Origin of the sequence: Pedobacter sp. ASV28, assembly GCF_016428855.1 — a bacterium.
GTDB lineage: Bacteria > Bacteroidota > Bacteroidia > Sphingobacteriales > Sphingobacteriaceae > Pedobacter.
On record NZ_JAELTN010000001.1, the window covers coordinates 13,432 to 39,428 of the forward strand.

Genomic DNA, 25,997 nt, shown 5'->3' on the forward strand with positions numbered 1-25,997 from the left:
TAAAATTAATTACTATTCAAAAGTGTGGTGCTAACCCCAAAGCGGTTTAAAAAATCTACGCCTTCATCGCTGGCCAAACCTTTATAGGCTGCATAAGAATCACGATAGAAGACCTCTTTAATTCCCGAAGAAAGAATAAGCCTGGCACAAGCAATACAGGGAGAAAGCGTGGTATATAAGGTTGCGCCTTCTATTTTGGAGCCATTTTTAACAGCATATAGGATGGCATTCTCTTCGGCATGTAGTGCCAATGAACAGCTTCCCTTGCTATCTCTGGCACAGCCCGTATCTGGCCACTCTTCATCGCAATTATGGGTGCCGGGAGGCGGGCCGTTGTAGCCAATGGATATAATACGCGTATCTTTAGTGAGTACAGCCCCTACGTGGGCCCTCACACAATGTGAGCGCCCAGCAAGGTCTGATGCTAAATTCATGTATATTTGATTGAAACTTGGCTTAGGCATTTTTCAAACCAACTTTATGGCCTTTAATGGCAAAATAAATAATGTACAGATAGGCAGGTAACATGGCGTATAAAAATGCATGTTGAAAGTCAATGTGTAAGCGATCTTTCAAATACCCATATACCAAAGGCCAAATTGCCCCTCCAGCTATCCCCATAATCATAATGGCAGATCCTGTTTTGGTAAACCTACCTAAGCCTTTAATACCAAGTGGAAATATGGCAGGCCACATTAACGAATTGGCCAGACCTAACAGCGCAACAGAATAAAATGACACATTTCCCGTAGAAAAGACCGACACTAAAGTTAAGGTCACCCCTAACAATGCGCAGATACGCAAGGCCATTTGCTGACTTACTATTTTAGGGATGGCAATAATGCCAATAACATAACCTACCAACATACAGATCAAAGTAAATGAGGTTGAAAAGCGAACAATATTTGGATTAATGTTCAGCTCTCGGCCATAAGTATTAATGATATCTCCAGCCATTACCTCTACCGCAACACAAAAGAAAATACAAAGTGCACCTAAAAATAAGTGAGGATATTGAAAAACACTCGTTTTGGCAATTGATTTAAGGCCAGTATCTTCATCAGTCGTTACTTCATCCTCTTTGTTCATATCTATTTCAGGGAGATTGGCGAACTTGATTAAAATGGCGAATAACACAAAAACCACGGCCAATGCGATATATGGGGTATGAACGCGCTGAAGCAGCTCATCTAAAATGGCATTTTTAGCTACAATATCTGTAGTTGCTTCCAGTTTAGCTGTTACCTGCTGTGAATTTTTTAAGAATAGCACCCCAAAAATAACCGGTACCAACACGCCGGCAAACTTATTGCATAATCCTGCTATAGAAATACGGGCAGCAGCGCTATCAATGGGTCCAATAATACTTAGATACGGGTTAACCGCAGTCTGCAATAAGGACATCGCTGATCCTTGAATAAAAATACCAGTTAAAAATAATCCGAAACTTCTGTTATCAGCAGCAGGAATAAAGACCAGTGAGCCAATACCCAAAATCACCATACCTACCACCAAACCATTTTTAAATCCTATTTTGTTTAAAATCCATGAGCTTGGTAAAGCCAAGAAAAAATAAGCTATATATGAGGCGAAGGTTACGAAAAAGGCTTGTAAATCGGTTTCTAAGTTGAGCGCTAATTTTAAAAATGGAATCAACGTGCCATTGGCCCACGTTACAAATCCAAAAACAAAAAACAGCGCACAACAGATCACCATTGGAAGTAAGGCCGTTTTTTTTTGAGTACCAGATGAATTCATCATTTCTTTAAGTTCATTTAAGTTATATAGTTTAGGTTATTTTTAATTACAGCTTACCTGTACCTTACAGGTTCACCTTAAGGTCTGATATGCAACTTAGCTAAGTGATAAATTTAGATCGCAATAAAAGATAAATCGCAAACATTTGCTGTGCGTCATTTGAATAGGAATTTTTCATAGTTTGTTCAGTTGATGGTAAAATTTTCCTCTAACATAAACAAAAGTAAACTTATCTCTAGTTTTTTTTCAAAAAACCCTAATAAAACAAATTGTGTACGTTAACATAAATATATAACCCCATAAAAAGCGAGAAATAAAATATCCAACTATGCACTGTTTATTCTATTCTTCTTCATTTTTTCATATTGGTCTATTATATTATTTTATCCCTTCCTCATCTTTGTAAAAACTAAATAAAAATTCAACATTTTAGTCTTAAAATTGCATATTAGCATAAATTATGGGGAACAAAACATGTTTGAAGCTATCATCTTGGGCCTAGGAGCAGGGCTAATATCCTCATTTTTAACTGGTCCTGTTTTTTTCGCCATGATCAAAACAAGTATTGAAAAAGGCTTCAAGGCAGGATTTTCATTAGCTACAGGTGTGATCGTAAGTGATCTGATCCTGATCGGCATTGTTCTTTTCGGCAGTCAGTTTTTCGAATATAAAGAGAGTTTTGACAAGTATGTAGGTATAGTTGGGGGGGTATTTATCATGATAATAGGCGTCTACTATCTTTTATCTAAGATGAGGATCAGTTATACGGAAAACGATAACATCAAGATAAGTAAGCGTGGTTATATACTAAAAGGCTTCCTAATGTGCCTATTGACCCCTTCCACCCTCATGTTTTGGATCGTAGTGAGCGGAATCATCTCTGTAAAGCTTAACAACAGATTTGATGAAAAGCTATTGTGCTTCTTCATGGCTATTGCCACTCAGCTCTGTATTGATGCCCTTAAAACGTATTATGCCAGCAAATTAAGGTATCGTATTAAGGAAGACACCCTAAGAAAACTCAATAAAATAGCAGGTATTGTTATTATTGCTTTTGCGGTTTGGCTCATTACCAAAACCTACATTCAATTTTATTAAGCATAAATACGATCATTTCCTTCCTACTTGTATCTACGCTTCAACAGCTGATCATTTTATAAAAAAAGGCTGTCCATAATTAGACAGCCTTTTTCTCGAAGCAATAGCTTTATAAAACAATGATCTAATATGCCCTTTGGTTATTACCTTCTTTCCAGTTTACAAAAGCTTTATTTACCACTTTGTTTCCTCCAGGAGTTGGATAATTCCCCGAAAAGTACCAATCACCACTATGGTCCGGACAGGCTACATGAAGATTATCTAATGTCTGATAAATGACTTCCACTTCCGCTACGGTGTCTTTAGGCGTAATAATTTGTGCTATTTTATCAGATATTTCCTGTTGTTGGAATGGACGATAAATCTCTTTAACATGATTAATAATTTCTTCTTTAGGCAGTAATAATGACGCTTTACACTTTTGGTAAACTTCTTCAATAATATGCTCCATACCTCTCTCTATCAATAATTGGATGGCCGCATCAAAAGCTACAAACTGTCCCATTTTCGACATATCAATGCCATAGCAATCTGGATAACGAATTTGGGGCGCAGAAGAAACAATAATAATCTTTTTAGGATGCAGCCTATCGATGATCTTGATGATACTTTGTTTCAAGGTTGTTCCACGAACAATCGAATCATCTACGGCCACCAAAGTATCTGTGTGGTTTTTGATTACCCCATAGGTCGTATCATATACATGCGCCACCATTTCTCCCCTATCAGCATCCTGTGTAATAAAAGTCCTTAGTTTTACATCTTTAATGGCCAATTTTTCTACCCTAGGTCGCATCGACAGCAACTCATCCAATTCGCCATCGCTCAATTTTTCCTTGCGGTTCACCAAGGTATCTTTTTGCACATCCCTAATGTATTCATGCAGTCCATCTACCATACCATAAAAAGAAACTTCTGCCGTATTTGGAATAAATGAAAAAACCGTATTCTTAATATCGTAATTTACAGCTTTTAATACCTGTGGGCAAAGCAACTGTCCCAACTTTTTACGTTCTTTATAGATATCGGCATCGCTACCTCTGGAGAAATAGATCCTTTCAAAGGAACAAGCTCTTTTTTCTGTGGGTTCACGATACATTTCTTGGGTAACGGTCCCATCTTTTTTGATGATCAGCGCATGCCCTGGCTCAATCTCTTTTACATTCTTGATCTGCACCTTAAAAGCAGTCTGTATGGCTGGTCGTTCCGAAGCTGCAACGACTACTTCATCATCGGCATAATAAAATGCCGGACGAATGCCTGAAGGGTCACGCAGTACAAAAGCATCTCCATTGCCAACAATACCGGAAATGGTATAACCACCATCCCAACTTTTGGCCGATCTGCGCAGAATATTGGCCAGATTTAGGTTTTTAGAGATCTTTTGGGTAATCTCTACATTACTTAAACCCTCTTTTTTATATTCGTCGAATAAGGTTTGGTTCTCGTCATCTAAGAAATGTCCTATTTTTTCGAGCACGGTAACCGTATCCGCTTTTTCCTTGGGGTGCTGCCCGAGTTCATATAATTGCTCCAGTAGCTCATCCACATTGGTCATATTGAAGTTTCCTGCAATAACCAGGTTTCTGGTCATCCAGTTATTCTGACGTAAGAAGGGATGGCAGTTCTCGATGCTATTCTTACCATGTGTGCCATAGCGCAAATGCCCCAACAATACCTCTCCAATAAAACTCACATTCTGTTTCAGGAATTCGGTGTCTTTCATAAGCTCAGGGGTTTCTTCCTGTATGGACACGAATTTATTTTGTACATAGCCAAAAATATCGGCAACAGCATTTTGCGCCATTGAACGATAACGGCTAATGTAACGGCTACCTGGTTTCATATCCAGCTTAATGGTAGCTATACCTGCTCCATCCTGCCCACGGTTGTGCTGCTTCTCCATCAACAAGTATAATTTATTGAGGCCGTAAAGTGCTGTACCGTATTTTTCCTGGTAATATGAGAGAGGTTTTAACAAGCGGATAAAGGCTATACCGCATTCGTGTTTGATCTGATCGCTCATTGATTGTGATTGAGCCGCAAATTTACCCTTTTATAATTTCAAAACCTAGCAACAAATTGTCTCATTTAAGATAAACAAATCATTTTTTTGTTATTTTTTTGAGACAGAATTTGTTATATTTTTATTTTAAGGGAAGATATCTCTTCTTCCAGAAAGACAGAGGCGTGTTGGTCAAAGACCGATACCTCTCCAGAAGTATAAAAAATTCGCTGCCGGGTCTTAGCCAGCTTACCTTCAATTTCTGGATGACGCTGAAGATAATCAGTCAGGCTATTGGCTACAATATCGCCCTGAGCAATCAAACGTACTTTTTCTGGCAGATAGGTTTCAATTTTTGGCACCAGTAATGGATAATGTGTACAAGCCAATAAAATCGTATCAATATCGGCCGATTGATGCATGAGCTGGTGAATATATTGCTCTACAAAGTAATCCGCACCAGCATGGAGATGCTCCCCATTTTCTATTAAGGGAACCCACATAGGGCAGCTTTGCTGGTGAACTTCCACACTTGGAAAAAAGTGATGGATCTCTATGGGGTAAGAGTTGGAATTTACCGTACCTCTGGTACCCATTACCCCAATGTGTTTGCTTTGGCTAAAATTACCTATTACTTCGGCAGTAGGTCTAATTACCCCCAATACCCTATGGTTGGGGTATTTTTTGGGGAGATCCAACTGCTGTATATTTCTTAGGGCCTTTGCCGAAGCCGTATTACAAGCTAAGATTACCAGTGGACAGCCTTGTTGAAACAGCCATTCTACGCATTCTAATGTATATTGATAGACCGTTTCGAAAGAATGGTCGCCATATGGCGATCGGGCATTATCGCCCAGATAAATGTAATTATAGTCTGGCAGTTTTTGGGCAATAGACTTAAATACCGTAAGTCCGCCAAATCCAGAATCGAATATACCTATAGCATTTTGAGGGTTCATAAGCATAAAAAAGCGGAATTAAGATTCCTTAATTCCGCTGTTAAATTCTTGTTGTTGAAGATTATGGTTTTTTAGCAGGGCCAGTAGCTGGTTTTGTTGCAGCAGGCGCAGCAGTTGCCGAAATACCCAACTTGGTTTTGATTGCAGGAGTAATATCTTCTCCCCCATCAAAGTAAACCAAGTTATTGAAACCTTGAGATACAGCAGTGTCAAAAACATAAGCAAGACCTTTTTCTTTAGCAATTGAATTGATCGCTGCAGCTACTTTTTGTTGTAACGGAGGAAATAACTCATTTTGCTTGTTCTGAATATCTGTTGTCGCTTTGGTACGGGCATCTTCTATTCTCTTTTGCAAATCCTGTAGTTCATTTTGTGCAACTTGCAATTCTTTTACGACTACATCTTTATTGGCCTCGCTTATCGTTCTTTCTTTTTCCTGAGCAGCTTTGAACCTAGTTTGATATTCAGTGATCATTTTATCTATTTCTGCTTGTTTATTTTTGGCCAAGTTTTCAATAGTGGTCGAAATGCTTTTGGCTTCTGGTAAAACAGCAAAAACCTCATCAGAATTCAGGTGTCCAAATTTTTGTTGTGCATTTGCAACATTAGAAGTAAAGAACAATCCTACTGCTACAAATAATACGTTAATTAACTTTCTCATTTTTCTATTTTACTTAATATTTATTTTCTATTGTGTGTTTATTATTTCACTAATGTGCCCGGTTTATAACCTAGTTTAATGATCACGTCATTACTGATGTCATAAGTACTGCTCGCATAAATCATCATGGTCGACTCGCTACTCTTATCAAAAACGAAGTCAATGTATTTGTTTTTTGCGATTTCTGCAATGGTTGAGGCGACTTTTTCTTGAATTGGCTTTAATAATTTGGTACGGGTTTGAAACAAATCTCCTTCAGGACCAAATTTTTGACGCTGTAACTCCTTGGCTTTCTTCTCTTTCTCTATAATATCATTTTCCCTGCGCCTACGCATATCATCTGTTAACAATACCTGGTCTGCCTGATAAGATTTGTACATTTTATCTACTTCTACAAAAACCTCATCAACCTCTTTTTGATATTGCTTGGATAATCCCTCTAACTGTGTAAGGGATGATTTATAATCTGGCAAATGTTTTAAAATGTATTCCGTGTCTACATAGGCCATTTTTTGTGCCGAAGCGCCCAAAGTGGCTAGGAATAAAAAGCTTGCTAAAATTACTTTTTTCATCTATTTATATTTTTTCAATCGGTACTGAAACGATCATGATTTTTATCTCTATATGTTTAACAAGTTCATGATCGATTCCTATTAATTACTAATTAAATCCTCCCAGTTGTTGTGCTATACTGAAGTGGAATTGGCCTTTATTGGCATCGGTTATACCTGGTATCTTATCAAATCCATAACCGTAGTCAATACCCAATAGTCCAAATATCGGTAAAAATATTTTAGCACCCACACCAACTGATCTCCTTACATTAAACGGATTAAAGTCCCTAAACTTATCCCAAGTGTTACCGGCCTCACCAAAAACGGTCATAAATGCGGTAGCTTGTTGAGAATTGATCACCGGATATCTTAATTCCATTACATATTTCGTGAATATTGGACTACCCGAGCTTTGTGCAATAGTTGGATTAGCCCCTACTGGTATAACCGAGTTGTTGGAATAACCACGCATAGCGATGATCTCAGAGCCTTGCAAAAAGTCAAAGCCTTGCATACCGTCTCCACCTAATTTAAAACGCTCGAATGCCGATTGTCCAACAGCACTGTTGTATGAACCTAAGAAACCAAACTGCGCCTGGCCTTTAAATACCAACTTGCCTATCACGGTCTCGAACCATTGTGCCTCAAATTTCCATTTGTGGTATTCTGTAAATTTGTAACGGTCCTTGTCAGATGCTGTTGCATAATTTACCTTGTTAAATAAAGAATAAGGCGGCGTAGCTTGTATGGTAAACCTCAAATATGCACCTCCTGTTGGAAAAATATTATGGTTCCTCGAGTCACGTGCAATCTCTTGGGTCAAGTTTAAGTTATAGGAAGTACCTGTACTAAATAAATAACCAGGGTAATTATTTAATACGTATTGATTTAAGTTAATAGAGTGAACCAAAGAGAACCAGTTATCTGGCCATTTCAGTTTCCTACCCAAACTCACAGAAACCCCATTTAAACGGATGCCATAGTAAGATGAATTGCTTTTGGCCAGACCATTTGATTGTAAAGAGGTAAAAGCACTCAAACCAAAGCTCACCGGTTTCTTACCACCAAACCAAGGTTCAGAGAAAGAAAAGCTATAAGACTGGTAATATTTACCGTTGGTTTGACCACGTAAGCTTAGTCTTTGTCCATCGCCTTTTGGAAGAGGTCTATAGGCTTCTCCCTTAAACAGATTCTTTAACGAAAAGTTATTAAAGGTTAAACCCAAGGTACCAATTACCCTACCTCCACCAAAACCACCCGAAAGCTCGATCTGGTCAGAAGGTTTTTCCTCTACATGGTAAACAATATCTACTGTTCCATCTGCCGGGTTTGGCTTTGGAACCGGATTGGTTTTAGACTCATCAAAATTACCTAATTGGCCAATTTCACGAACACTTCTGATCAATGCCTCTTTAGAGAATTTCTCACCCGGTTTGGTACGGATTTCCCTGATCACCACCCTATCGTTGGTAATGGTATTTCCTACCACGCTGATTTTATTGTTGGTGTATTGAGGGCCTTCATAAATTCGCATCTCAATATCTACAGTATCATTATGGATTTTAGTCTGTACAGGATCAACATTAAATGTCAAATAGCCATCGTTAAGATAAATACTGGAAACATCATCTCCGTTTGCACTGCCCCTAAGCTTTTTCTCCAATTTTTCTTCACTGAATACTTCTCCCTTTTCTATACCTAAAATCTTTTCCAAGAAATTAGTCTGATACTTAGCGTTACCTACCCATGAAATATTGCCAAAATAGTATTTAGGACCTTCATAAACATCTATCTTGATACCTACTGTTTTATCGTTGTACTTATACACACTATCGCTTACAATAACGGCATCGCGATACCCTTTTTCATGTAATTTGGCAACTAGCTTAAGTTTATCTTCTTCGTATTTTTCTTTATTGAACTTACCGCTACCAAACACCTTATAGAAGGCACGTTGCTTAGTTTTCTTTAGGTATTTTCTAAGTTTAGCCGACTTAAAAGCTTTATTCCCTGTAAAGTTGATTTCCTGAACCTTAACCCTTCTTCCCTTATCAATCACTACTTGTAGAATGACACTGTTTTCCTGGTTTGGGTCTGGTTTTGTCTTATAATCTACCGTTGTATAGAAAAATCCTTTCTCATACATATATTTTGTAATGATAGATCGAGTGGTATTGTATAAATTGTCATTGATGATAGATTTACCAGCCTTATCACCAAGTTTCTCGGTAATATCAGTTTTTTGAGATTTGCTGATACCGATAAACTCAAAGCTACTTAAACGTGGACGCTCTACTACTTCTATATCAAAATAAACCGTATCGCCATTTATTTTCGAAACGTTCAATTTTACATCATCAAATAAACCTTGTACCCAAAGATTTTTAATGGCATTTGCCGTAGCCTCTCCTGGAAGCATAACGGTTTCTCCTTTCGTTAATTTCGAAAGGGTAATGATCACATCCTTATCAAGATATTGGGATCCGGTTAAAGTGGTCCCTCCAATGATATACTCCTTAGGGCTAAAATAATCTAAACTTAAGCCATTTACTTTTAAAGAAGGTGCTGCTTGTGTTTGTGGGTTACGAATTTGAGCTAACGATGGCAAAGCAATCATTAGCAAAAATATAAGTTGGTATATTCTTCTCATTTACAATCTAAAAAACGTTGCTAAGTTAATTTAAACTCATGTTAAAAAGTGTTAAAAGAAAAATTAGTTCAATTGTTCACTAATTTTGCCAAAGCGACGTTCGCGTTTTTGGTAATCGACAATAGCCTCAAAAAGGTGATCCCTCCTAAAGTCAGGCCATAGTGTTTCTGTAAAATATAATTCGGTATAAGCCATTTGCCACAAAAGGAAATTACTAACCCTATGCTCTCCACTGGTACGTATCATCAATTCTGGGTCAGGAATATTTGAAGTGGTCAATTTCGAAGCGAACAGGTGCTCATCAATCTGATCGATATTGATTTCCTTCTGCTCCACTTGTTTGGCTATTTTTTTGGCTGCTTCCACAATCTCCCATTTGGCACTATAGCTCAATGCAAGCGTTAATGTACATTTGGTATTTTCCTTGGTCTTTTGCATAGCATTGTCCAAGTCTTCAATACATTTTTTTGGCAAAGAACCCAAATCACCTATGGCATTCAGCCTGATGTTATTTTTATTGAGTGTCTCGGCTTCTTGATTAATGGTAGAAATCAGCAATTCCATCAGTGCATTCACCTCTTCTACCGGACGGTTCCAGTTCTCTGTTGAAAACGCATATACAGTAAGGTATTTTATGCCTATCTCTACGCAACCTTCCACAATATCTTTTACTGATAATACGCCACTTTCATGACCAAAAACCCTAAATTTCCCTTGATTTTTTGCCCATCTTCCATTACCATCCATAATGATGGCAATATGTTCAGGTAAGCGATTAATATCTATTTGCTCTTTAAAATCCATTTATTGTGTAGAAGACCGTTAAAAGTTAAAAGCACTTTTGGCTCACAAAGGTATAAGTTATGCCAATACCTACAAACATATATGTATCTCTTTTTCTAAAATCTCCTCTTTGTGTATCTTTGGCCCCTATGTAAACGCCTGTTTTTTCGCCAGACCGATCTGACAAAGCCTTTTGTATTTGCCCAACACTGCCATTATTGGCAAAATCTGCCGGATCTGGGTAGCTTCCACTTACATCATCCAAATAATCGGTATAGGCATTTCGATAACCGATATTACCAAGCAGGCTCCACTTTTCACTAAAATTATATTTTACCCCTGCCCCATAAGGAATGACCAGTGCATAGGTTTTATAGCTTTTTTCCTGCCCTTCGGTGGTATATAATGCCAACTCATATTCCTTTCCCATATATTTGGTCTTCGGGTTAAATATCACTGTCCCTATTCCTGTATATAAATATGGGGAAAATCGTTTAAAGCCTCCCCCTGCAAAGTAATCTAAAAAATTAAAATCCACCATAAAGGTAAATTCGTTCAAATTACTATAAAAATTGAGGTTCCTATCCCTAAACTGGGGGTATGTTGATTTGGCATCATCTGCTTTGATTTTGCCAAAATTATAATGAAAACCTATTGCCCAATTTGGATCTAGATTGGCCTTGACAAATAAGCTGGCGGCCAAACCACTAATTTTCAATGGATGGTCTGGGTTCAAATCGCCTATATATCCAGCCCCTCCAACCTGTGCCCCCACTTCCCAAACCTGAGCACGGCCATCAGCAATAAAAAGAAAACTTACGATAAAAAATAAAATAGTTTTTTTTCGGGCCATTCTAATAATTACGGGTATCTATACCCCAAAGTAATTTATTCCTTAACGTCGTTAAAAAGGTTTCATTGTTAAGACGAACAAGATTTATATGAAATCGTGCTTTATTGATGCTGATCTTCACAGATCGATCAACCGTTTCCGTCCTTGAATCGCAGGTTACCAGAAATTTCGTGCTTCGGGCCTCTACCTGAAAAGTAAGTTCTACATCATCCGGAACAATAACAGGCCTTACATTCAAATTATGAGGTGCTACCGGGGTAATTACAAAGTTTTGCGAATTTGGCAAAATGATAGGCCCTCCACAACTCAGCGAGTAGGCGGTAGAACCAGTTGGTGTAGCAATGATCAATCCATCGGCCCAATAGGAATTGACAAACTCCCCATTCATATAAGCGTGGATAATCATCATCGCCGAATTATCGCGCCTATGAATAGTAATATCGTTTAGCGCAAAGTTCTCATCGCCAAACAGCGCATGTTGCGATTCAATACTTAGCACACTCCTTTTATCTATACTATATGCTCCTTGAACCAATGCCATTATCGCATTATTGATCTCTGCCTTATTGATACTGGCCAAAAAACCCAAACGCCCGAAATTGATGCCGATTACAGGAATTTGCGAATCACGGACAAAGCTTAATGTGTCTAATAGAGTCCCATCCCCACCTAAACTCAGTAGCACGTCTGCTTTACTAACCAACTCTTTATGATCTGAAAAAGTACCAACATTACGGGGAAGTGTGACCTTGTTCTTTACAAAATTGAAAAACTTATGATATACTTCTATCTCAACATGATTAGCGGCTAAAGCGTCAAATACCTCTTGAATGAAAGGTAAAACACTGTCATTAAAGTCTCTACCGTATATAGCTATTTTCATGAAGGATATTATACGTTTAAATAGTTCATGAAAGAATTATATCTATCCAATGAGTCATCGTCGTGATTGGTATTATTGAAAACTGCTTTGACCTCATAATCATAACGCTCAAAAGAAGCTACAATACTAGAAAGTTCTGTTTTATTAATTTTAAGGGTAACTTCCAAACGTGTTGATTCTGGGAAAGCACTTACATAGGATGATAGAATCTGGGCATTGTCTGCCTCTACAATCTGAGACATATGCGCCAAAGAATTATTTCTGTTGCCAATGGAAAGCACAATAATGCCTCCGGGCTCATTTACCGCAAATAAATTAGCGGTATAACTCAACAAGCTATTTATAGATACCAAGCCCAGGTAATTTTTTTGCTGATCGAGCACTGGTACTATTGATAATTGCAGCTGGTTAAACAACCTAATGACGTCGTATACATGTGAGTTTTCAAACACAAAAGAATTGAGGATTTTTAGAGATAAAGATCCGATAGCCGTTTCCTGTTCCCTTATTTCCATTAATTCTTCTTCAGACACAAGCCCAAGGTATTGCTTTTCATTTACTATCGGCAAATGGTAAAGTTTGAATTCACTCATTCGTTCCAAAGCTTTCCGAACGGTATCGGAAGTCTTTAGTGGTGGTATAGTATTCGATATGAGCTCTGCTGCAAACATTACTTCAGTAAAATTCTGTTTAAAAATTTGTCTAAATAGTCATTAAATATTTCTGGTTGTTCCATCATTGGCGCATGCCCACACTCTTCTACCCAGTTGAGTTCAGAATTAGGCAAGAGCTCATGAAACTCCTCCGCCACATCGGGTGGCGTAATTTTATCCTGTCTCCCCCATATCAACGATACGGGAATGGTAATCTTTTTTAGATCTTTAGACATATTATGCCTAATGGCCGACTTGGCCAAGGCTAAAATACGAATTACCCTAGAACGATCATTTACAGTCTTAAACACTTCGTCAACCAATTCCTTGGTTGCTGTTGCAGGGCTGTAAAATGTAAACTCTACTTTCTCTTTAACAAAATCATAGCTCTCACGCTTGGGGAAAGATCCTCCAAAAGCATTTTCATATAATCCAGAGCTTCCAGTTAACACCAATGCCTTTACATATTCCTGATGGGCAACCGTAAATACCAAGCCTACATGCCCTCCCAAAGAATTGCCCACTAATACCGTCTGATCCAGTTTCTTAAATTTTAAAAAACGAAGCAAATATTTCGATAAGCTTTTCACCCCCAATGTAAGGATAGGCAGCTCATAAATAGGCAGTATGGGCACAATCACTTTATAATTTGCCCTAAACTTGTTAAGGGTGTGCTCCCAATTGCTCAATTCGCCCATTAAACCATGAAGTAATACCAAAGGTTCACCTTCGCCAGCCTCTATATACTTAAATCCATCCTGATCAATTACTTCGTAATTCATAAATTATTATATGTATGTTTTTATGGTATGTGCTACTAAGTTAATAGAGTAAAAATAAATAACACTATGTAATAGTACATTTTTTTTCAACTAAACAGCAATACCATTCCTATTGTTTTCTTATGCCAATTGATTCTTCACAATCTCACCAATCAATTTTCCCTCGGCTTTTCCTGCCAGTTCTTTGTTGGCCAAACCCATTACCTTACCCATTTCCTTTATGGAGGAAGCTCCGGTTTCAGCAATGATCTTGGCAATGATTTTTTCTATCTCTTCCCTTTCTAACTGCTTTGGCAGAAACTGGGAAATTACCTCTATTTCTTCTTGCTCTACCTGGTAAAGGTCTGCCCTTCCCTGACTCTGGTAAATATCAGCAGATTCTTTTCGCTGTTTTACTAGTTTCTGTAAAATTTTTATTTCAGCATCCTCATTTAACTCTTCAGCATGTCCTTTTTCTGTTTTAGCCAATAATATTGCCGCCTTTATGGCCCTAAGTCCTCTTAATTTTACTTGATCTTTTGCCAACATGGCTTGTTTGATCTCTTGATCTATGTTTGTTGAAATCATCTTTAAATTTTTAATGGTTTTAATTTGGTTAATTCTGGTTAATTGGTTAATGTTTTTCCGGCATCGCCTTTTCATAGATCAACCAAATCAACGATTTAACAACCTTAGTCTCTCTTTATAATGGTTGCGGTAGCTTGGGCCGTAGGCATAATAAGCATGTCATTAATGTTTACGTGAGCTGGCCTGCTTACCACGTACCAAATGGCATCGGCTATATCCTGGGCAATTAGAGGTTCCAATCCATCATATACCTTTTTGGCCCTGCCTTCATCTCCTTTAAAACGAACAATGGAGAACTCGGTTTCAACCATACCTGGGTTAATGGCCGTTACCTTTATTCCATGTGGCAATAAATCTATTCTCATGCCTTTATTTAAGGCATCAACTGCATGTTTGGTAGCGCAATAGACATTTCCATTGGGATAAACTTCCTTTCCAGCAATGGAACCAATATTTATAATATGGCCACTTTTTCTACTGACCATCCAACTCGATACCACTTTGGTTACATATAACAGTCCCTTTACATTGGTATCTATCATCGTGTCCCAATCCTCTACATTTCCCTTGTCTATGGGATCTAGGCCTTGGCTTAAACCCGCATTGTTAACCAATACGTCAACGTTTTTCCATTCTAAAGGTAATGTTTCCAACACATAGTTGATGTTTTCCTTGTCTCTAACATCAGCTTGTATCTTTCTAACCTTTACTCCATATTGCTCTTCAATATGAAGTGCCTGTTGCGCTAAAAGTGTTTCTCTTCTTCCTATTAAAATTAAATGATAACCTTGTACTGCAAAAGTGTTTGCGCAAGCTGCTCCAATACCAGAGGTTGCACCAGTGATTAATGCTATTTTGGCCATTAGTCCTATGATTTTAGCACAAAGGTAACTTTTTTATCAGAAGCAGATTACTCAAAAAACAAGCTGAAAGTAAAATTTCTCAAAATAGCCTTTTCGATAGGTGTGGCATAAGGATGGTTTTCATGCTTTAGAACATCTCTAAATGACTGGCTTACTTTTATTTCAGGCGACATCTTAAAATACTCGAAATAAAGGTCAAATCCTATACCTGCCTCATAAGAGGCAAAGCCTTTTTTGTTTTTCAACAACTTATCTATCAATGCAAATTCAGCATCTTTAGATTTTTTACCCGAAGCCAAGTCGATAGAATATTTTGCCCCTAATAAAAAATAGGCCCTAAAATCTTTCCTTCTATCCGATTTTACTTTTATTCCTAATGGAAAATCGACCAATGTGGCCTGCACCTTCTGCTGTTTTTCTGAAAATGCAGTATTATATATCGCTGGGGTCTCGTATTTATAGTCCACCAGCCTATCACTAAACACCAAGGTCGGTGTACTTCTCAGGTCAAGGTTATTATTCAAACGATAGTTCAGTACAAAACCAATTCCAAACCCAACAGAGGAAGGAGAAGAAATAGACATTAACCGATCTGTAATGATCCGGCCATTTTGTTCATAATCACTGAAAGGGGTTCTCCAATCAGGTTTTTTAACAATTTTATACTCTGAAGAGATGTATTGAAAACTGAAGCCCCAATTAAAATCCTGTTCGTCTATGCCTCCGCCCCAATTCTGGGCCTTTGCAATAGTTGTTCCAAGGAAAGTTAATAAGATCAGTATGGTTTTCTTCATTTAATCCCTGTGTATATGGCGCTAATTCCAAACGTTAAAGAACGATGTTTGTTATATTTATAGCCAACTTTTTCCATCAAGTTGGTAAAATCCTTACCATCTGGAAATGCCTGCACAGATTCCTCAAGATAAGCATAAGCTTTTTTATCTTTAGAAAACAGCCCTCCAAAAAATGGTGTAATGTGTTTGAAATAGAAATTATACAATTGCTTAATCGGAAATACACGGGGTTTGGAAAATTCTAAGATCACAATTTTCCCACCAGGTTTGAGCACCCTTAACATATCCGCTAAACCTTTTTCCAAATTCTCGTAATTACGTACCCCAAAGGCTACCGTAATGGCATCAAATGTATCATCGTCAAAATGAAGCCCTTCAGAATCTCCCTTTTGTACCGAAAATACCACCCCTAAATTTCGTTCTGCAATTTTCTTTTTGGCTACTTCCAGCATTCCTTCAGAGATGTCAACCCCTATAATTTGTTGGGGTTTTAAAATCTTAATGGATTCAAAGGCAAAATCTCCAGTACCTGTAGCTACATCCAACATCTTCTGCGGCTTTAGGGACAAGAGTTCTTTGATGGCCTTTTTGCGCCAAATAATATCGATACCTAAAGATAAAAAGTGGTTTAAGAAATCGTAGGTGCCCGATATATTGTTGAACATATTGGCCACTTGCTCTTTTTTGGTCTCGGTACCTGAATAGGGGGTAATTTCTGAATTCATAATGATGCAACAAAGATAACGTTAATTGCCGAATTGTTGGAATGGGTTAATCGGTAAATTGTCATTTGCCAACAACAGTTGAACAGTTATAAGGATTTGGACAATTAACCATCACAACAAAATCCTTACCTTTGTCCTATGATTATAAAATCTGCAACATTTGTTGTAAGCAACACCAAGGTTTCGGCCCTGCCCCTGCCAACTATGCCAGAGTATGCCTTTATTGGACGCTCTAATGTAGGCAAATCTTCGTTGATCAATAAGTTGGTCAACCAGCATGGCTTGGCAAAAACCTCTCAAAGACCAGGAAAAACGCAATTGATCAATCATTTTTTGATCAACGAAAAATGGTTTATTGTCGATTTACCCGGTTATGGCTATGCCAAGGTTTCAAAAACAAGTAGAGAAAAATGGGAAAAATTCATTAGGAATTACTTGACAAAAAGAGAAAATCTGCAATGTGTATTTGTTTTAGTAGACAGTCGTTTGGAACCACAGAAAATAGATCTTGAGTTCTGCTGTTGGTTAGGCGAATGCCAAATCCCATTTGCCATTCTTTACACAAAGGCCGACAAACAATCTACTGTTAAAACAAATCAAAATGTGGCTAAGTTTAGCAAATCGCTACAAAATTGGTTTGAAGAAGTCCCTCCGTATTTTATTACCTCTTCTACAAGTGGCCTAGGTAGAGACAAACTACTAGATTTTATACAACAGGTCAATGAAGATTTTATCGCACCGATAATTGCCCCCGAAGCTGCTAGCGACAATTAATTAACCATCATAAAACGAAAGTCTTCCAAGCATTAAAAACAATATGATCCTACGAATGAAAAAGTATTTTTCACTGGTTTTATTTGCACATTCAATTTTTGCCATGCCTTTTGCCTTTATTGGCTTTTTCCTAGGGATTACCACGACCAACCATCCCTTTAACTGGTTTTTATTGGTAGCAGTGGTATTGTGCATGGTTTTTGCCCGCAATGCCGCTATGGCATTTAACAGGTACTTAGACAGGGATATTGACGCCAAAAATCCGAGAACGGTTACCAGAGATATTCCCGCTGGTAAGATCTCTTCAAAAGAGGCTTTGACTTTCGTTATTATCAACTGCATCTTATTCATCTCCACCACTTTTTTCATCAACAATCTATGTTTTTATCTGTCGCCAATTGCCATTTTTGTAGTATTGTTCTATAGCTATACCAAACGCTTTACGGCACTTTGCCATGTGGTCTTGGGTTTAGGCTTAGGATTAGCTCCAATTGGAGCATATATTGCCGTAACGGGAACATTCCATATCGTTCCTGTATTGTATGCCTTTTCGGTGCTGTTCTGGGTCAGCGGTTTCGATATCATTTATGCCCTACAGGATGAGGAATTTGACCGTTCAGAAAAACTACACTCCATTCCCTCGGCAATAGGCAGAAAAAATGCGCTAAGACTTTCTTCATTCCTGCATGTGCTTTCGGCTGCGTGCGTAATCCTGCCCATTTATTTCATAAACTTTGGCTGGCCGTACTATGTTGGCATTATATTTTTCTGTTGCATGCTTACCTATCAGCACCTCTTGGTCAAACCTACAGACATCAGTAAGGTAAATAAAGCTTTCGCCACTACCAATGGATATGCCTCTGTCGTTTTTGCAATTTGCTTTTTGGTTGACGCTTATTTGAGGACAAGCTAAATAAGCCCATCTACTCTTTATTGGGGAGTTATTTTATTATTGCGAACTACTTTAGCGGCCATATTTTTCCAACTACTAAACCGGCAACCTATTTAACTCAATAGCATCAGGGCTAACAAAAATCAAAGGCACTTTTTCTACATCCACATAGCTGGAATCAAGTCCAAAACTTTTCACTTCAGACAAACTCAATCGTTTAAGAATGAAATAATAGTCCATAATGGTTTGTTCATAAAAGCTCAGGTTGGTAAACTTGCTCAGGTGTTTTTCTAACAGCACAAACCTAAAATCCCCAGCAATTTTGTGTTTATTTAGAGACGCATATTGGCTCGTGATGTCCACTTCTCCATTCTTCACCAATTCTTCTACTACTTTACGATAAAGCAGGTTCACCCTTTGCTCAATTCTGAACCCTAGTTTAAAATCTATCCTTATCAATTTACCAGGTATTAAAAATTCTACCTTATAATCCATGGTATAAGGTTCATCCATAACATCAACATGCACCAGCCAATAGACGTCTGCACGCTTGGGCTCTTTCTGTATAATGGAATAGATGATCTTGGATTCGATTTCTGTTTTGAAATTTGCACTGGTCAGATATACCAATTGCGAACAAAATTTGGGTACGGTTTCGTCATTGCTTAGCTCCTTTAAAATCGTATAATAATCTTCTATTTCAACATACTTAACAAACCTGTTTTTAATCTTTCTTGAATTGTACCAGGTCCACATTACACTTAACAAACCACAACTGATCAATAAAGTCACCCATCCGCCATGTACAAACTTGGCCATATTCCCCACCAAGAATGAAAGCTCTATAGCGGCGTATATCACTACAAAAATAACGATCAGGTATTTTGGGAATTTCTTCCTCAGCATATATACGGCAATCAATATGGTGGTCATTAAAAAGGTAAGGTTAATGGCCAGGCCATAGGCCCCCTCCATATCATCAGACCGCTTAAAGATCAATACGATGATGATACATCCCACGCAAAGCAACCAGTTGATGGAAGGCACGTACAATTGTCCTTTTTGAACACTGGGATAATTGATTCTCACTTTTGGCCAAAGGTTTAAGCGTACCGCTTCCGATATCAGCGTATAAGATCCGGATATCATGGCCTGCGAGGCAATAACAGCTGCCGTGGTGGCCAAAACTACCATATATAACACTAAATTCTCAGGCACCAACTTAAAGAAGGGATTGGTCATTGCATTATGCGGATCATAATTTGCCGCATTTTTCAATACCCAAACACCTTGTCCCAGATAGTTAAAGATCAACATGAGCTTTACAAAAATCCAGCTGATCCTAATGTTGTTCTTTCCACAATGTCCCAGATCGCTATATAAGGCTTCAGCACCCGTGGTACAAAGGAACACCCCGCCCAAAATTAATAGGGCACTAGGGTTTGTACTCAATAAATGAATGGCATAGTATGGATTTAATGCTTTAAATATGGATGGATCATGAACAATTTGGAATAGTCCCGTTACCCCCAGTGCCGCAAACCATAAAAACATAATCGGACCAAATAACTTACCTACTAAATTGGTACCAAATTGCTGTATGATAAAGAGCAATGCAATAATGGAAATAACAATCGGCATTACCGAAACGGTAGGAAACTTAAGTTTCAGCCCCTCTATGGCCGAGGTTACCGTAATACTTGGGGTAATCATGCCATCCGCCAATAGTGCCGCGCCCCCCACAATGGCAGGTATCACCAACCACTTGGCCTTCTTACGCACCAAAGAATAGAGAGAGAAAATCCCGCCTTCCCCTTTATTATCTGCCCTTAGGGTGATAATGACATACTTTATTGTAGTCTGCAGGGTAAGCGTCCATATCACACACGATAATGCGCCCAATACCAAATCGGAATTGATGGTTTGCCCAGACTCTATAACCGCTTTAAAAATAGCTTTAAGGGTATAAAGTGGAGATGTACCTATATCTCCAAATACAATTCCTAAACTGACAAGAACACCGCCCGCAGTGAGCGCATTAACGTTTTTATGACTAGACACAGACTTAAAATTTGACGACAAAATTAATTAAATAATTATGATTTAGATGATTTATCATTAAATGTAAATTCTATGGGCACTTCGCTTTATCATATCATCATTTATTTGATGCTGTTAAATATTGTTAAATAATCTATAATACCCCTTTATTGTTTGATTTGTTTGTTAAATTATTTATATTTTTGTCACTATATAATCAATGGGAATAAAAGCAAAAATAGCGCTCAAACAGCATGTCCTCTACCTTACAGGTGTGCTTCTTCTAAGCTGCATTGGTGTTTTTGCCCAAAAAATTGATACTGGAAAAATAACATTAAAGCCTAAGACCAAAGTTAGCAGCAGAATACCGCAAATCAAAGCAAATATCCAACCCTACAAAGTCAATACTTATGGCTATGTCGTCTCTGAAAGTTCGGGCAGCAACCCTAGCAGCCACAAGAGTGGAAAAGGATTAATAGTCTTAAAGGTTTACCCCAATCCGGTTGTTGAACAGCTCAATATCAATTTACGCTTAGAAAAAGAAAGCAACCTTTCCATTAAAATCAGTGACCTTCTAGGCAATGAGATCGTAACCTTGTCCAACGAAAGGGTTGGCCACGGCGAGCAAACCAAAACCTATAACATTCCTTCTAAATTAAATGCGGGCATTTATTTCCTGAAAATCGTTGCCAACGGCGAACAAGTGATTAAAAAAATATCGGTGCTGTAATTTGGCTATTTCTTTTGCTAATTTTGTGACATGAAAATTATTGCAATCGGCAGAAACTATGCCGCACATGCCATTGAACTGAATAATGCCATTCCAACCAAACCCGTTATTTTCCTAAAACCGGATACCGCGATTTTAAAGGACAATAAACCTTTTTACTTGCCCGATTTTTCGTCTGACATCCATTATGAATTAGAGGTTGTCTTAAAAATCTGCAAAGAGGGCAAACATATTGCCGAAAAGTTTGCCGCCAATTATTATGAAGAAATTGGTCTTGGTGTTGATTTCACCGCAAGGGACATACAGGCAGAACACAAGGAGAAAGGTTTACCCTGGGAGCTGGCAAAAGCCTTCGACCATTCTGCCGTGATCAGCAACTTTATACCCAAAAGTGAATTTAAAGACCTGTATGATTTAAGATTCGAGCTCCAGAAAAACGGTGAGCGTAAGCAAAACGGTCATACTGCAAACCTGTTATTTTCGTTTGAAAAGATAATTGCCTTTGTATCGAAATATATTACCCTAAAAAAAGGTGACCTTATTTTTACGGGAACCCCAGAAGGGGTTGGAAAAGTAGAACACGGCGATCGATTGGAAGCTTGGTTAGAAGGAAGACAATTACTAAACTTCGATATAAAATAATATTTGATGTATAATAATCTATCACGTTTAAGCTTTTACAAGCTTGGCCTATTATCCTTTACCCTTTTGTTTTTCTGTAAGGCCAATGCACAACAGATCTTCAGCAATTACGCTTATCCCTTAACCGACTTCAGGTCCCCGCTGGACATAGAACCTCCAGCATTAGCTGGTTCTTTCGGAGAGTTGAGGGCCAACCATTTTCACTCTGGTATTGACTTCAGGACCAATCAAAGAACTGGCTATCCCGTGTATGCACCAGCTGATGGATTTATTTCAAGGCTAAGGGTCCAAAATAGTGGTTTTGGCCTAGCCTTATATATCAATCATCCAAATGGTTACACCACCGTTTATGGCCACCTTTCCAGATTCAACCCTAAAATTGCACAGATAGCCAAAAACATACAGTACAAAAACAAATCTTATGAAATTGATGAATTTCCCTCCTCAGACCTCATACCGGTTAGAAAAGGAGAAGTGATAGCCTATACAGGCAATACCGGAAGTTCTGGCGGGCCCCATCTACATTTTGAAATCCGTGACAGCAAGACCGAGGCCACCATCAATCCTCAATTACTGGGTATTTCTATTCCTGACAATATTCCTCCTGTTATCCATGCCATGTACGTATATCGCCTTAATGGCAAGCCTTTTAATGAATATACACCCAAACAATATTTTCAGGTTACCGGTGGTAATGGCACTTATAAACTCAACCAGGTTAATACCATACACTTAAATGGCGAAGTTGGTTTTGGCATCGTAACCAATGACAGGCATAATGGCGCTTCGGGAAATAATGGGGTCTATTCCATCGAACTCCAGGTAGATGGCAATACTGTCTACACTTCCGCGTTAGAGCGTTTTACGTTTGATAACAGTAAAGCGGTCAATTCACATGTTGATTATCCTACATTACAACGTACAAAACAAAGTATCCAAAAGAGTTTTGTGGACCCAGGTAATCCCTTGCAGATCTATTTTAACTTAGTCAACAATGGCCACATCATTTTCAATGACGACAAATTGCACCCCATAAAATATACCGTTACCGATGCAAAAGGAAATAAAAGCACCTTATCTTTTAATGTATTAGGAGATGCAAAGGCCATTATCAACACCCCCGAATTACCTGTAGGCACTATTTTTCCCTATAACAAACAGAATGAATTTACCACAGAAGATGTCAAAGTAATTTTACCTAAAGGCACATTATATAACGATCTAAATTTTGTCTATAAAAAATCTGGGAAACTGCAACAGAATGCCTTTTCAAATGTTCACCACATACAGAATAACCTTAGCCCCTTACACACAGGATTTGAAATATGGATCAAGCCCGATAGTACCTTAACCAAATTTCAAGACAAGGCACTCATTGTAAATATCAATCGTTCTTCACAAGGTGGATATTTTGAAAATGGATGGGTAAAGGCAAAGCCAAGAAACTTTGGCAGCTTCTTTATCGCCATTGATACCATTGCCCCCAGTATCACGCCTTTAAATATTGCTAATGGCAAAAACATGGCGGGAATCAGTAAAATGAACTTTAAAATAAGTGACGGCCTATCGGGCATCAAAAGTTTTAACGGTTATATAGACGGAAAATGGATTTTAATGGAATTTGACACCAAAACTGCGGCCTTATGGCATACTTTTGATGAAAGGACAACTACCGGAAAACATACTTTTGAGTTAGTTGTTGTTGACATGAAAGATAACGTTAAACGATATGCGATTGAATTTTATAGGTAGTTATTATCTATAGGTTTATTCAGCCATATCTTTTCATCATATTATTATTTATTTAAATAACAAAAGCAATGAGCGAATTAAAAGAAGGCGACAAAGCTCCATCATTTTCTGCCAAAGACCAAAATGGCAATAACGTTACCCTTGAACAATTTAAAGGGAAAAAGGTAGTCTTGTATTTCTATCCAAAAGATGACACTCCTGGATGTACGGCCGAAGCATGTGATTTTAGAGACAATTACCAGGGATTATTGGCCAAAGGTATAGAAGTATTAGGCGTAAGTGTTGACGATGAAAAATCTCACCAAAAATTCATCAATAAGCATAGCCTACCTTTTACCTTACTTGCAGACACAGACCAAAAAATTGTAGAAGCCTATGGGGTTTGGGGAGAAAAGAACATGTACGGCAAAAAATATATGGGAACCCAACGTACTACTTTCATTATTGACGAGCAAGGGAACATCGCCCATATCATCAAAAAAGTAGATACCAAGAATGCTACCGAACAAGTTTTGTCCCTATTGAAATAATTCGTAGCCCTTTCTGTGTTAAGCCGAAGGCTTCGCACAGAAAGGGCTTTTAGGAGAGAACTACTTAGCGGCCACCATGATTTGTTGGCTGGTAAAAGCGGCCAGTACAGGCGTTACCTTAACTATTTTAAATTCGGTTCTACGGTTTAATTGATGTTGTGCCTCTGTACATTTAACACCATCAGCGCAAGCATTTAGCAATGCGGTCTCACCCTTGCCAATTGCACTGAGCCTATCGGCATTTATGCCTTTATCCAATAAGTATTGCATGGCACTATTTGCTCTTTTATTGGACAATTCCATGTTATAGGCGGCCGTACCCCTTGAGTCGGTATGGGCAACCAATTCTAATTTCACATTAGGCATGCTCACCATAAACTGGTCTACCTTATTCAAATCACCTACTGCATCCTGTCTAATATTCCATTTATTAAAATCATAATAAATATTGTTCAACCTAATGGTATAAGCTTCTTTAGAGCGTTCCAGCTCAAACCTGATATCATAAATAGTAGAAGCATTCACACCCTTAGTTGAAATCTGGCCAGATTGACTGGTAAAATATTGTGCTGCATCACCCCTTACCACATAGTCGGTTTCTTTTTCCAGGTTGAAGGCAAACTTTCCTTCAGAATCGGAGATCGCTTTTGTTTCACTTCCCTTATCTTTATTGAACAGAACAACTTCTATCCCCGACATTGGAACATTGGTCCCTTTTTCTACTACCAAACCACTAACCGCATAAACCCTTTCTTTGGGAGCCGCCTTAATTCCAATAGTAAACCTGTAAATATCATCCAAACCAACACCTCCAACCCTATTGCTAGACAGGTAGCCTGTTTTACAGTCTGCATTAAACAAAATGCCAAAGTCATCTTTTGGAGAATTAATTGGCGAACGCAAATTCTCTATATCCTTAAAGCTACCCTTCTCTCCTGTTGCAGAAAAAATATCCAATCCTCCCATACCAATATGCCCTTTGGAGGCAAAATAGAATTTTCCATCTTTTCTAACCGAAGGGAAAACCTCATCTTGTGGGGTATTAATCTGACTACCACAATTTTGTGGCTGGGACCAACTGCCATTACTTAATTTCTCGCTGTAATAAAGATCCATGCCCCCATAACCACCAGGCATATCGGAGGCAAAATATAGAATATTACCTCCAGGAGATAAGGCAGGGTGCAGCACAGAAAATTTACCTTCTGTATTAAAGGGCAATTTATCTTTTACAGCCCATTCTCCATTCTTTTTAATGGCCAACAACAGGTATTGCTTGCCAGCTTCATTAGCATGCGATTTCTTGTTTGGCGACATCACCGCTCTGGTAAAAATCATGGTATCGAGTGTGGCATTTACTGCTGCAGGACCACTATGATATCCCGAATTAATACTGCTGTTCAGCAAGGATATTGCTCTCGATGATTTTGAAGCACTGTATATTTTCAAATATGGATTACCTGTCCAACCGTAAACATCCTCTCCCTTTTTGTTCTTCTGCCATCTATCTGATATAAAAAGAATAGACTCTCCATAATAAGATGGACTAAAATCCGAATTTTCTGAATTCAGGCCTATTTCATTTTCTACCAAAGCACCTACATCTGGGTTTTCTGCCCATACTTTAGCCACTTTGCACATATTCGCCAGTTTCTCGCCTTCTTGAATTTTACCCTGGTTCTTCTCTCCCCAGATCAGAAAGTTAGTAGCAGCCTCCTCAAATTTTCCATTTTGCTTAAGGGCCTCTGCCAAATACCTGTAGTTCTCTGACGATGCATTGGGATAAGTCAGCGTCTTCTTATACCAAAGCTCGGCCGCCTCTGTGTTGTTGATGAACCTATAACAATTGGCTATGCGCTCGGCCACCTCCATACTTGGATTGGACTGCATAATTTTTTCATAAATTTCCAATGCGTATTTATAATCGAGCGACTTATACAGCTTGTCGGCATCTTTGATATCATCCGAAAAAAGTACAGATGGCACCAGATAGATAAAAAGGAAAGCAACGATGAACCTGGAAACTTTTTTAAAAGACATAAACCCTGC

Annotated in this window: 25 protein-coding genes; 7 read left to right on the forward strand and 18 right to left on the reverse strand. The window is 38.3% G+C overall.

From position 1 onward, the window contains the following. Positions 1–5: 5 nt before the first annotated feature. Positions 6–434 (reverse strand): cytidine/deoxycytidylate deaminase family protein, encoded by a 429-nt coding sequence (locus JHD79_RS00050; protein WP_370583291.1) that lies wholly within the window; start codon positions 432–434, stop codon positions 6–8. 22 nt (positions 435–456) lie between these two features. Continuing rightward, positions 457–1,758 (reverse strand): sugar MFS transporter, encoded by a 1,302-nt coding sequence (locus tag JHD79_RS00055; protein ID WP_233164503.1) that lies wholly within the window; start codon positions 1,756–1,758, stop codon positions 457–459. A 474-nt stretch (positions 1,759–2,232) separates the two neighbouring features. Between JHD79_RS00055 and JHD79_RS00060 the strand changes: the two genes are divergently transcribed. Beyond that, the gene (locus tag JHD79_RS00060) at positions 2,233–2,856 is read left to right on the forward strand and encodes a LysE family translocator (protein WP_199117035.1); all 624 of its coding nucleotides are present in this window, start codon (positions 2,233–2,235) and stop codon (positions 2,854–2,856) included. A gap of 124 nt (positions 2,857–2,980) precedes the next feature. On the opposite strand, the gene JHD79_RS00065 is transcribed toward JHD79_RS00060, so the two are convergent. From JHD79_RS00065 to ubiE, 14 genes are all read right to left on the reverse strand, one after another. Continuing rightward, positions 2,981–4,882 carry a class II glutamine amidotransferase gene (locus JHD79_RS00065; RefSeq protein ID WP_199117036.1) on the reverse strand — a complete coding sequence of 634 codons (1,902 nt, stop codon included), beginning with the start codon at positions 4,880–4,882 and terminating at the stop codon, positions 2,981–2,983. A gap of 113 nt (positions 4,883–4,995) precedes the next feature. Then, complete coding sequence (gene murI, locus JHD79_RS00070; RefSeq protein ID WP_199117037.1) at positions 4,996–5,820, reverse strand: glutamate racemase; 825 nt, start codon at positions 5,818–5,820, stop codon at positions 4,996–4,998. Positions 5,821–5,881: 61 nt separating this feature from the next. Next, the gene (locus JHD79_RS00075; RefSeq protein WP_199117038.1) at positions 5,882–6,481 is read right to left on the reverse strand and encodes an OmpH family outer membrane protein; all 600 of its coding nucleotides are present in this window, start codon (positions 6,479–6,481) and stop codon (positions 5,882–5,884) included. Between the two features lie 41 nt (positions 6,482–6,522). Continuing rightward, positions 6,523–7,053 carry an OmpH family outer membrane protein gene (locus JHD79_RS00080; protein ID WP_199117039.1) on the reverse strand — a complete coding sequence of 177 codons (531 nt, stop codon included), beginning with the start codon at positions 7,051–7,053 and terminating at the stop codon, positions 6,523–6,525. Between the two features lie 88 nt (positions 7,054–7,141). Next, positions 7,142–9,685, reverse strand: a complete 2,544-nt coding sequence (bamA, locus tag JHD79_RS00085; protein WP_199117040.1) for an outer membrane protein assembly factor BamA — start codon at positions 9,683–9,685, stop codon at positions 7,142–7,144. A 63-nt stretch (positions 9,686–9,748) separates the two neighbouring features. After that, entirely contained in the window at positions 9,749–10,489 is a 741-nt protein-coding gene (locus JHD79_RS00090; RefSeq protein ID WP_199117041.1) for an isoprenyl transferase, read from the reverse strand. Between the two features lie 25 nt (positions 10,490–10,514). Next, entirely contained in the window at positions 10,515–11,321 is an 807-nt protein-coding gene (locus JHD79_RS00095; RefSeq protein WP_199117042.1) for a DUF6089 family protein, read from the reverse strand. 1 nt (position 11,322) lies between these two features. Continuing rightward, a complete protein-coding gene (locus tag JHD79_RS00100) occupies positions 11,323–12,204 on the reverse strand; it encodes an NAD kinase (RefSeq protein ID WP_199117043.1) in 882 nt (293 codons plus the stop codon). An 8-nt stretch (positions 12,205–12,212) separates the two neighbouring features. Next, positions 12,213–12,875 carry a CBS domain-containing protein gene (locus JHD79_RS00105; protein ID WP_199117044.1) on the reverse strand — a complete coding sequence of 221 codons (663 nt, stop codon included), beginning with the start codon at positions 12,873–12,875 and terminating at the stop codon, positions 12,213–12,215. Further along, the gene (locus JHD79_RS00110) at positions 12,875–13,639 is read right to left on the reverse strand and encodes an alpha/beta fold hydrolase (RefSeq protein WP_199117045.1); all 765 of its coding nucleotides are present in this window, start codon (positions 13,637–13,639) and stop codon (positions 12,875–12,877) included. The genes JHD79_RS00105 and JHD79_RS00110 overlap by 1 nt, the downstream gene beginning before the upstream one ends. Before the next feature lie 120 nt (positions 13,640–13,759). After that, entirely contained in the window at positions 13,760–14,206 is a 447-nt protein-coding gene (locus JHD79_RS00115; protein ID WP_199117046.1) for a GatB/YqeY domain-containing protein, read from the reverse strand. 104 nt (positions 14,207–14,310) lie between these two features. Then, positions 14,311–15,069, reverse strand: coding sequence for an SDR family NAD(P)-dependent oxidoreductase (locus JHD79_RS00120; protein ID WP_199117047.1), 759 nt, complete (start codon positions 15,067–15,069; stop codon positions 14,311–14,313). A gap of 47 nt (positions 15,070–15,116) precedes the next feature. Next, positions 15,117–15,863 carry an outer membrane beta-barrel protein gene (locus JHD79_RS00125; protein ID WP_199117048.1) on the reverse strand — a complete coding sequence of 249 codons (747 nt, stop codon included), beginning with the start codon at positions 15,861–15,863 and terminating at the stop codon, positions 15,117–15,119. Continuing rightward, on the reverse strand, positions 15,860–16,588 hold the full coding sequence (ubiE, locus tag JHD79_RS00130) for a bifunctional demethylmenaquinone methyltransferase/2-methoxy-6-polyprenyl-1,4-benzoquinol methylase UbiE (RefSeq protein ID WP_199117049.1): 729 nt from the start codon (positions 16,586–16,588) through the stop codon (positions 15,860–15,862). The genes JHD79_RS00125 and ubiE overlap by 4 nt, the downstream gene beginning before the upstream one ends. A gap of 138 nt (positions 16,589–16,726) precedes the next feature. Between ubiE and yihA the strand changes: the two genes are divergently transcribed. After that, positions 16,727–17,362, forward strand: coding sequence for a ribosome biogenesis GTP-binding protein YihA/YsxC (gene yihA, locus JHD79_RS00135; RefSeq protein WP_199117050.1), 636 nt, complete (start codon positions 16,727–16,729; stop codon positions 17,360–17,362). A gap of 55 nt (positions 17,363–17,417) precedes the next feature. Continuing rightward, positions 17,418–18,275 (forward strand): UbiA-like polyprenyltransferase, encoded by an 858-nt coding sequence (locus tag JHD79_RS00140; RefSeq protein ID WP_199117051.1) that lies wholly within the window; start codon positions 17,418–17,420, stop codon positions 18,273–18,275. A gap of 75 nt (positions 18,276–18,350) precedes the next feature. Here the strand turns inward: JHD79_RS00140 and JHD79_RS00145 are convergent, their stop codons facing one another. Continuing rightward, positions 18,351–20,315 carry a KUP/HAK/KT family potassium transporter gene (locus JHD79_RS00145; RefSeq protein WP_199117052.1) on the reverse strand — a complete coding sequence of 655 codons (1,965 nt, stop codon included), beginning with the start codon at positions 20,313–20,315 and terminating at the stop codon, positions 18,351–18,353. A gap of 199 nt (positions 20,316–20,514) precedes the next feature. Here JHD79_RS00145 and JHD79_RS00150 point away from each other — a divergent pair, with 199 nt between their 5' ends. From JHD79_RS00150 to bcp, 4 genes are all read left to right on the forward strand, one after another. Beyond that, positions 20,515–21,024, forward strand: a complete 510-nt coding sequence (locus JHD79_RS00150) for a T9SS type A sorting domain-containing protein (RefSeq protein ID WP_233164498.1) — start codon at positions 20,515–20,517, stop codon at positions 21,022–21,024. Positions 21,025–21,054: 30 nt separating this feature from the next. Further along, on the forward strand, positions 21,055–21,666 hold the full coding sequence (locus JHD79_RS00155) for a fumarylacetoacetate hydrolase family protein (protein ID WP_199117053.1): 612 nt from the start codon (positions 21,055–21,057) through the stop codon (positions 21,664–21,666). A gap of 6 nt (positions 21,667–21,672) precedes the next feature. Beyond that, positions 21,673–23,418, forward strand: a complete 1,746-nt coding sequence (locus JHD79_RS00160) for a M23 family metallopeptidase (protein WP_199117054.1) — start codon at positions 21,673–21,675, stop codon at positions 23,416–23,418. Between the two features lie 68 nt (positions 23,419–23,486). Next, on the forward strand, positions 23,487–23,948 hold the full coding sequence (gene bcp / locus JHD79_RS00165) for a thioredoxin-dependent thiol peroxidase (protein WP_199117055.1): 462 nt from the start codon (positions 23,487–23,489) through the stop codon (positions 23,946–23,948). 60 nt (positions 23,949–24,008) lie between these two features. On the opposite strand, the gene JHD79_RS00170 is transcribed toward bcp, so the two are convergent. Then, positions 24,009–25,988 (reverse strand): OmpA family protein, encoded by a 1,980-nt coding sequence (locus JHD79_RS00170; protein WP_199117056.1) that lies wholly within the window; start codon positions 25,986–25,988, stop codon positions 24,009–24,011. Positions 25,989–25,997: the final 9 nt, after the last annotated feature.

Bases quoted from the DNA above. Each gene is read 5' to 3' on its own strand.
- JHD79_RS00050 (WP_370583291.1), bottom strand. From the start codon at position 434: ATGAATTTAGCATCAGACCTTGCTGGGCGCTCACATTGTGTGAGGGCC.
- JHD79_RS00055 (WP_233164503.1), bottom strand. From the start codon at position 1,758: ATGAATTCATCTGGTACTCAAAAAAAAACGGCCTTACTTCCAATGGTG.
- JHD79_RS00060 (WP_199117035.1), top strand. From the start codon at position 2,233: ATGTTTGAAGCTATCATCTTGGGCCTAGGAGCAGGGCTAATATCCTCA.
- JHD79_RS00065 (WP_199117036.1), bottom strand. From the start codon at position 4,882: ATGAGCGATCAGATCAAACACGAATGCGGTATAGCCTTTATCCGCTTG.
- murI (WP_199117037.1), bottom strand. From the start codon at position 5,820: ATGAACCCTCAAAATGCTATAGGTATATTCGATTCTGGATTTGGCGGA.
- JHD79_RS00075 (WP_199117038.1), bottom strand. From the start codon at position 6,481: ATGAGAAAGTTAATTAACGTATTATTTGTAGCAGTAGGATTGTTCTTT.
- JHD79_RS00080 (WP_199117039.1), bottom strand. From the start codon at position 7,053: ATGAAAAAAGTAATTTTAGCAAGCTTTTTATTCCTAGCCACTTTGGGC.
- bamA (WP_199117040.1), bottom strand. From the start codon at position 9,685: ATGAGAAGAATATACCAACTTATATTTTTGCTAATGATTGCTTTGCCA.
- JHD79_RS00090 (WP_199117041.1), bottom strand. From the start codon at position 10,489: ATGGATTTTAAAGAGCAAATAGATATTAATCGCTTACCTGAACATATT.
- JHD79_RS00095 (WP_199117042.1), bottom strand. From the start codon at position 11,321: ATGGCCCGAAAAAAAACTATTTTATTTTTTATCGTAAGTTTTCTTTTT.
- JHD79_RS00100 (WP_199117043.1), bottom strand. From the start codon at position 12,204: ATGAAAATAGCTATATACGGTAGAGACTTTAATGACAGTGTTTTACCT.
- JHD79_RS00105 (WP_199117044.1), bottom strand. From the start codon at position 12,875: ATGTTTGCAGCAGAGCTCATATCGAATACTATACCACCACTAAAGACT.
- JHD79_RS00110 (WP_199117045.1), bottom strand. From the start codon at position 13,639: ATGAATTACGAAGTAATTGATCAGGATGGATTTAAGTATATAGAGGCT.
- JHD79_RS00115 (WP_199117046.1), bottom strand. From the start codon at position 14,206: ATGATTTCAACAAACATAGATCAAGAGATCAAACAAGCCATGTTGGCA.
- JHD79_RS00120 (WP_199117047.1), bottom strand. From the start codon at position 15,069: ATGGCCAAAATAGCATTAATCACTGGTGCAACCTCTGGTATTGGAGCA.
- JHD79_RS00125 (WP_199117048.1), bottom strand. From the start codon at position 15,863: ATGAAGAAAACCATACTGATCTTATTAACTTTCCTTGGAACAACTATT.
- ubiE (WP_199117049.1), bottom strand. From the start codon at position 16,588: ATGAATTCAGAAATTACCCCCTATTCAGGTACCGAGACCAAAAAAGAG.
- yihA (WP_199117050.1), top strand. From the start codon at position 16,727: ATGATTATAAAATCTGCAACATTTGTTGTAAGCAACACCAAGGTTTCG.
- JHD79_RS00140 (WP_199117051.1), top strand. From the start codon at position 17,418: ATGAAAAAGTATTTTTCACTGGTTTTATTTGCACATTCAATTTTTGCC.
- JHD79_RS00150 (WP_233164498.1), top strand. From the start codon at position 20,515: ATGGGAATAAAAGCAAAAATAGCGCTCAAACAGCATGTCCTCTACCTT.
- JHD79_RS00155 (WP_199117053.1), top strand. From the start codon at position 21,055: ATGAAAATTATTGCAATCGGCAGAAACTATGCCGCACATGCCATTGAA.
- JHD79_RS00160 (WP_199117054.1), top strand. From the start codon at position 21,673: ATGTATAATAATCTATCACGTTTAAGCTTTTACAAGCTTGGCCTATTA.
- bcp (WP_199117055.1), top strand. From the start codon at position 23,487: ATGAGCGAATTAAAAGAAGGCGACAAAGCTCCATCATTTTCTGCCAAA.
- JHD79_RS00170 (WP_199117056.1), bottom strand. From the start codon at position 25,988: ATGTCTTTTAAAAAAGTTTCCAGGTTCATCGTTGCTTTCCTTTTTATC.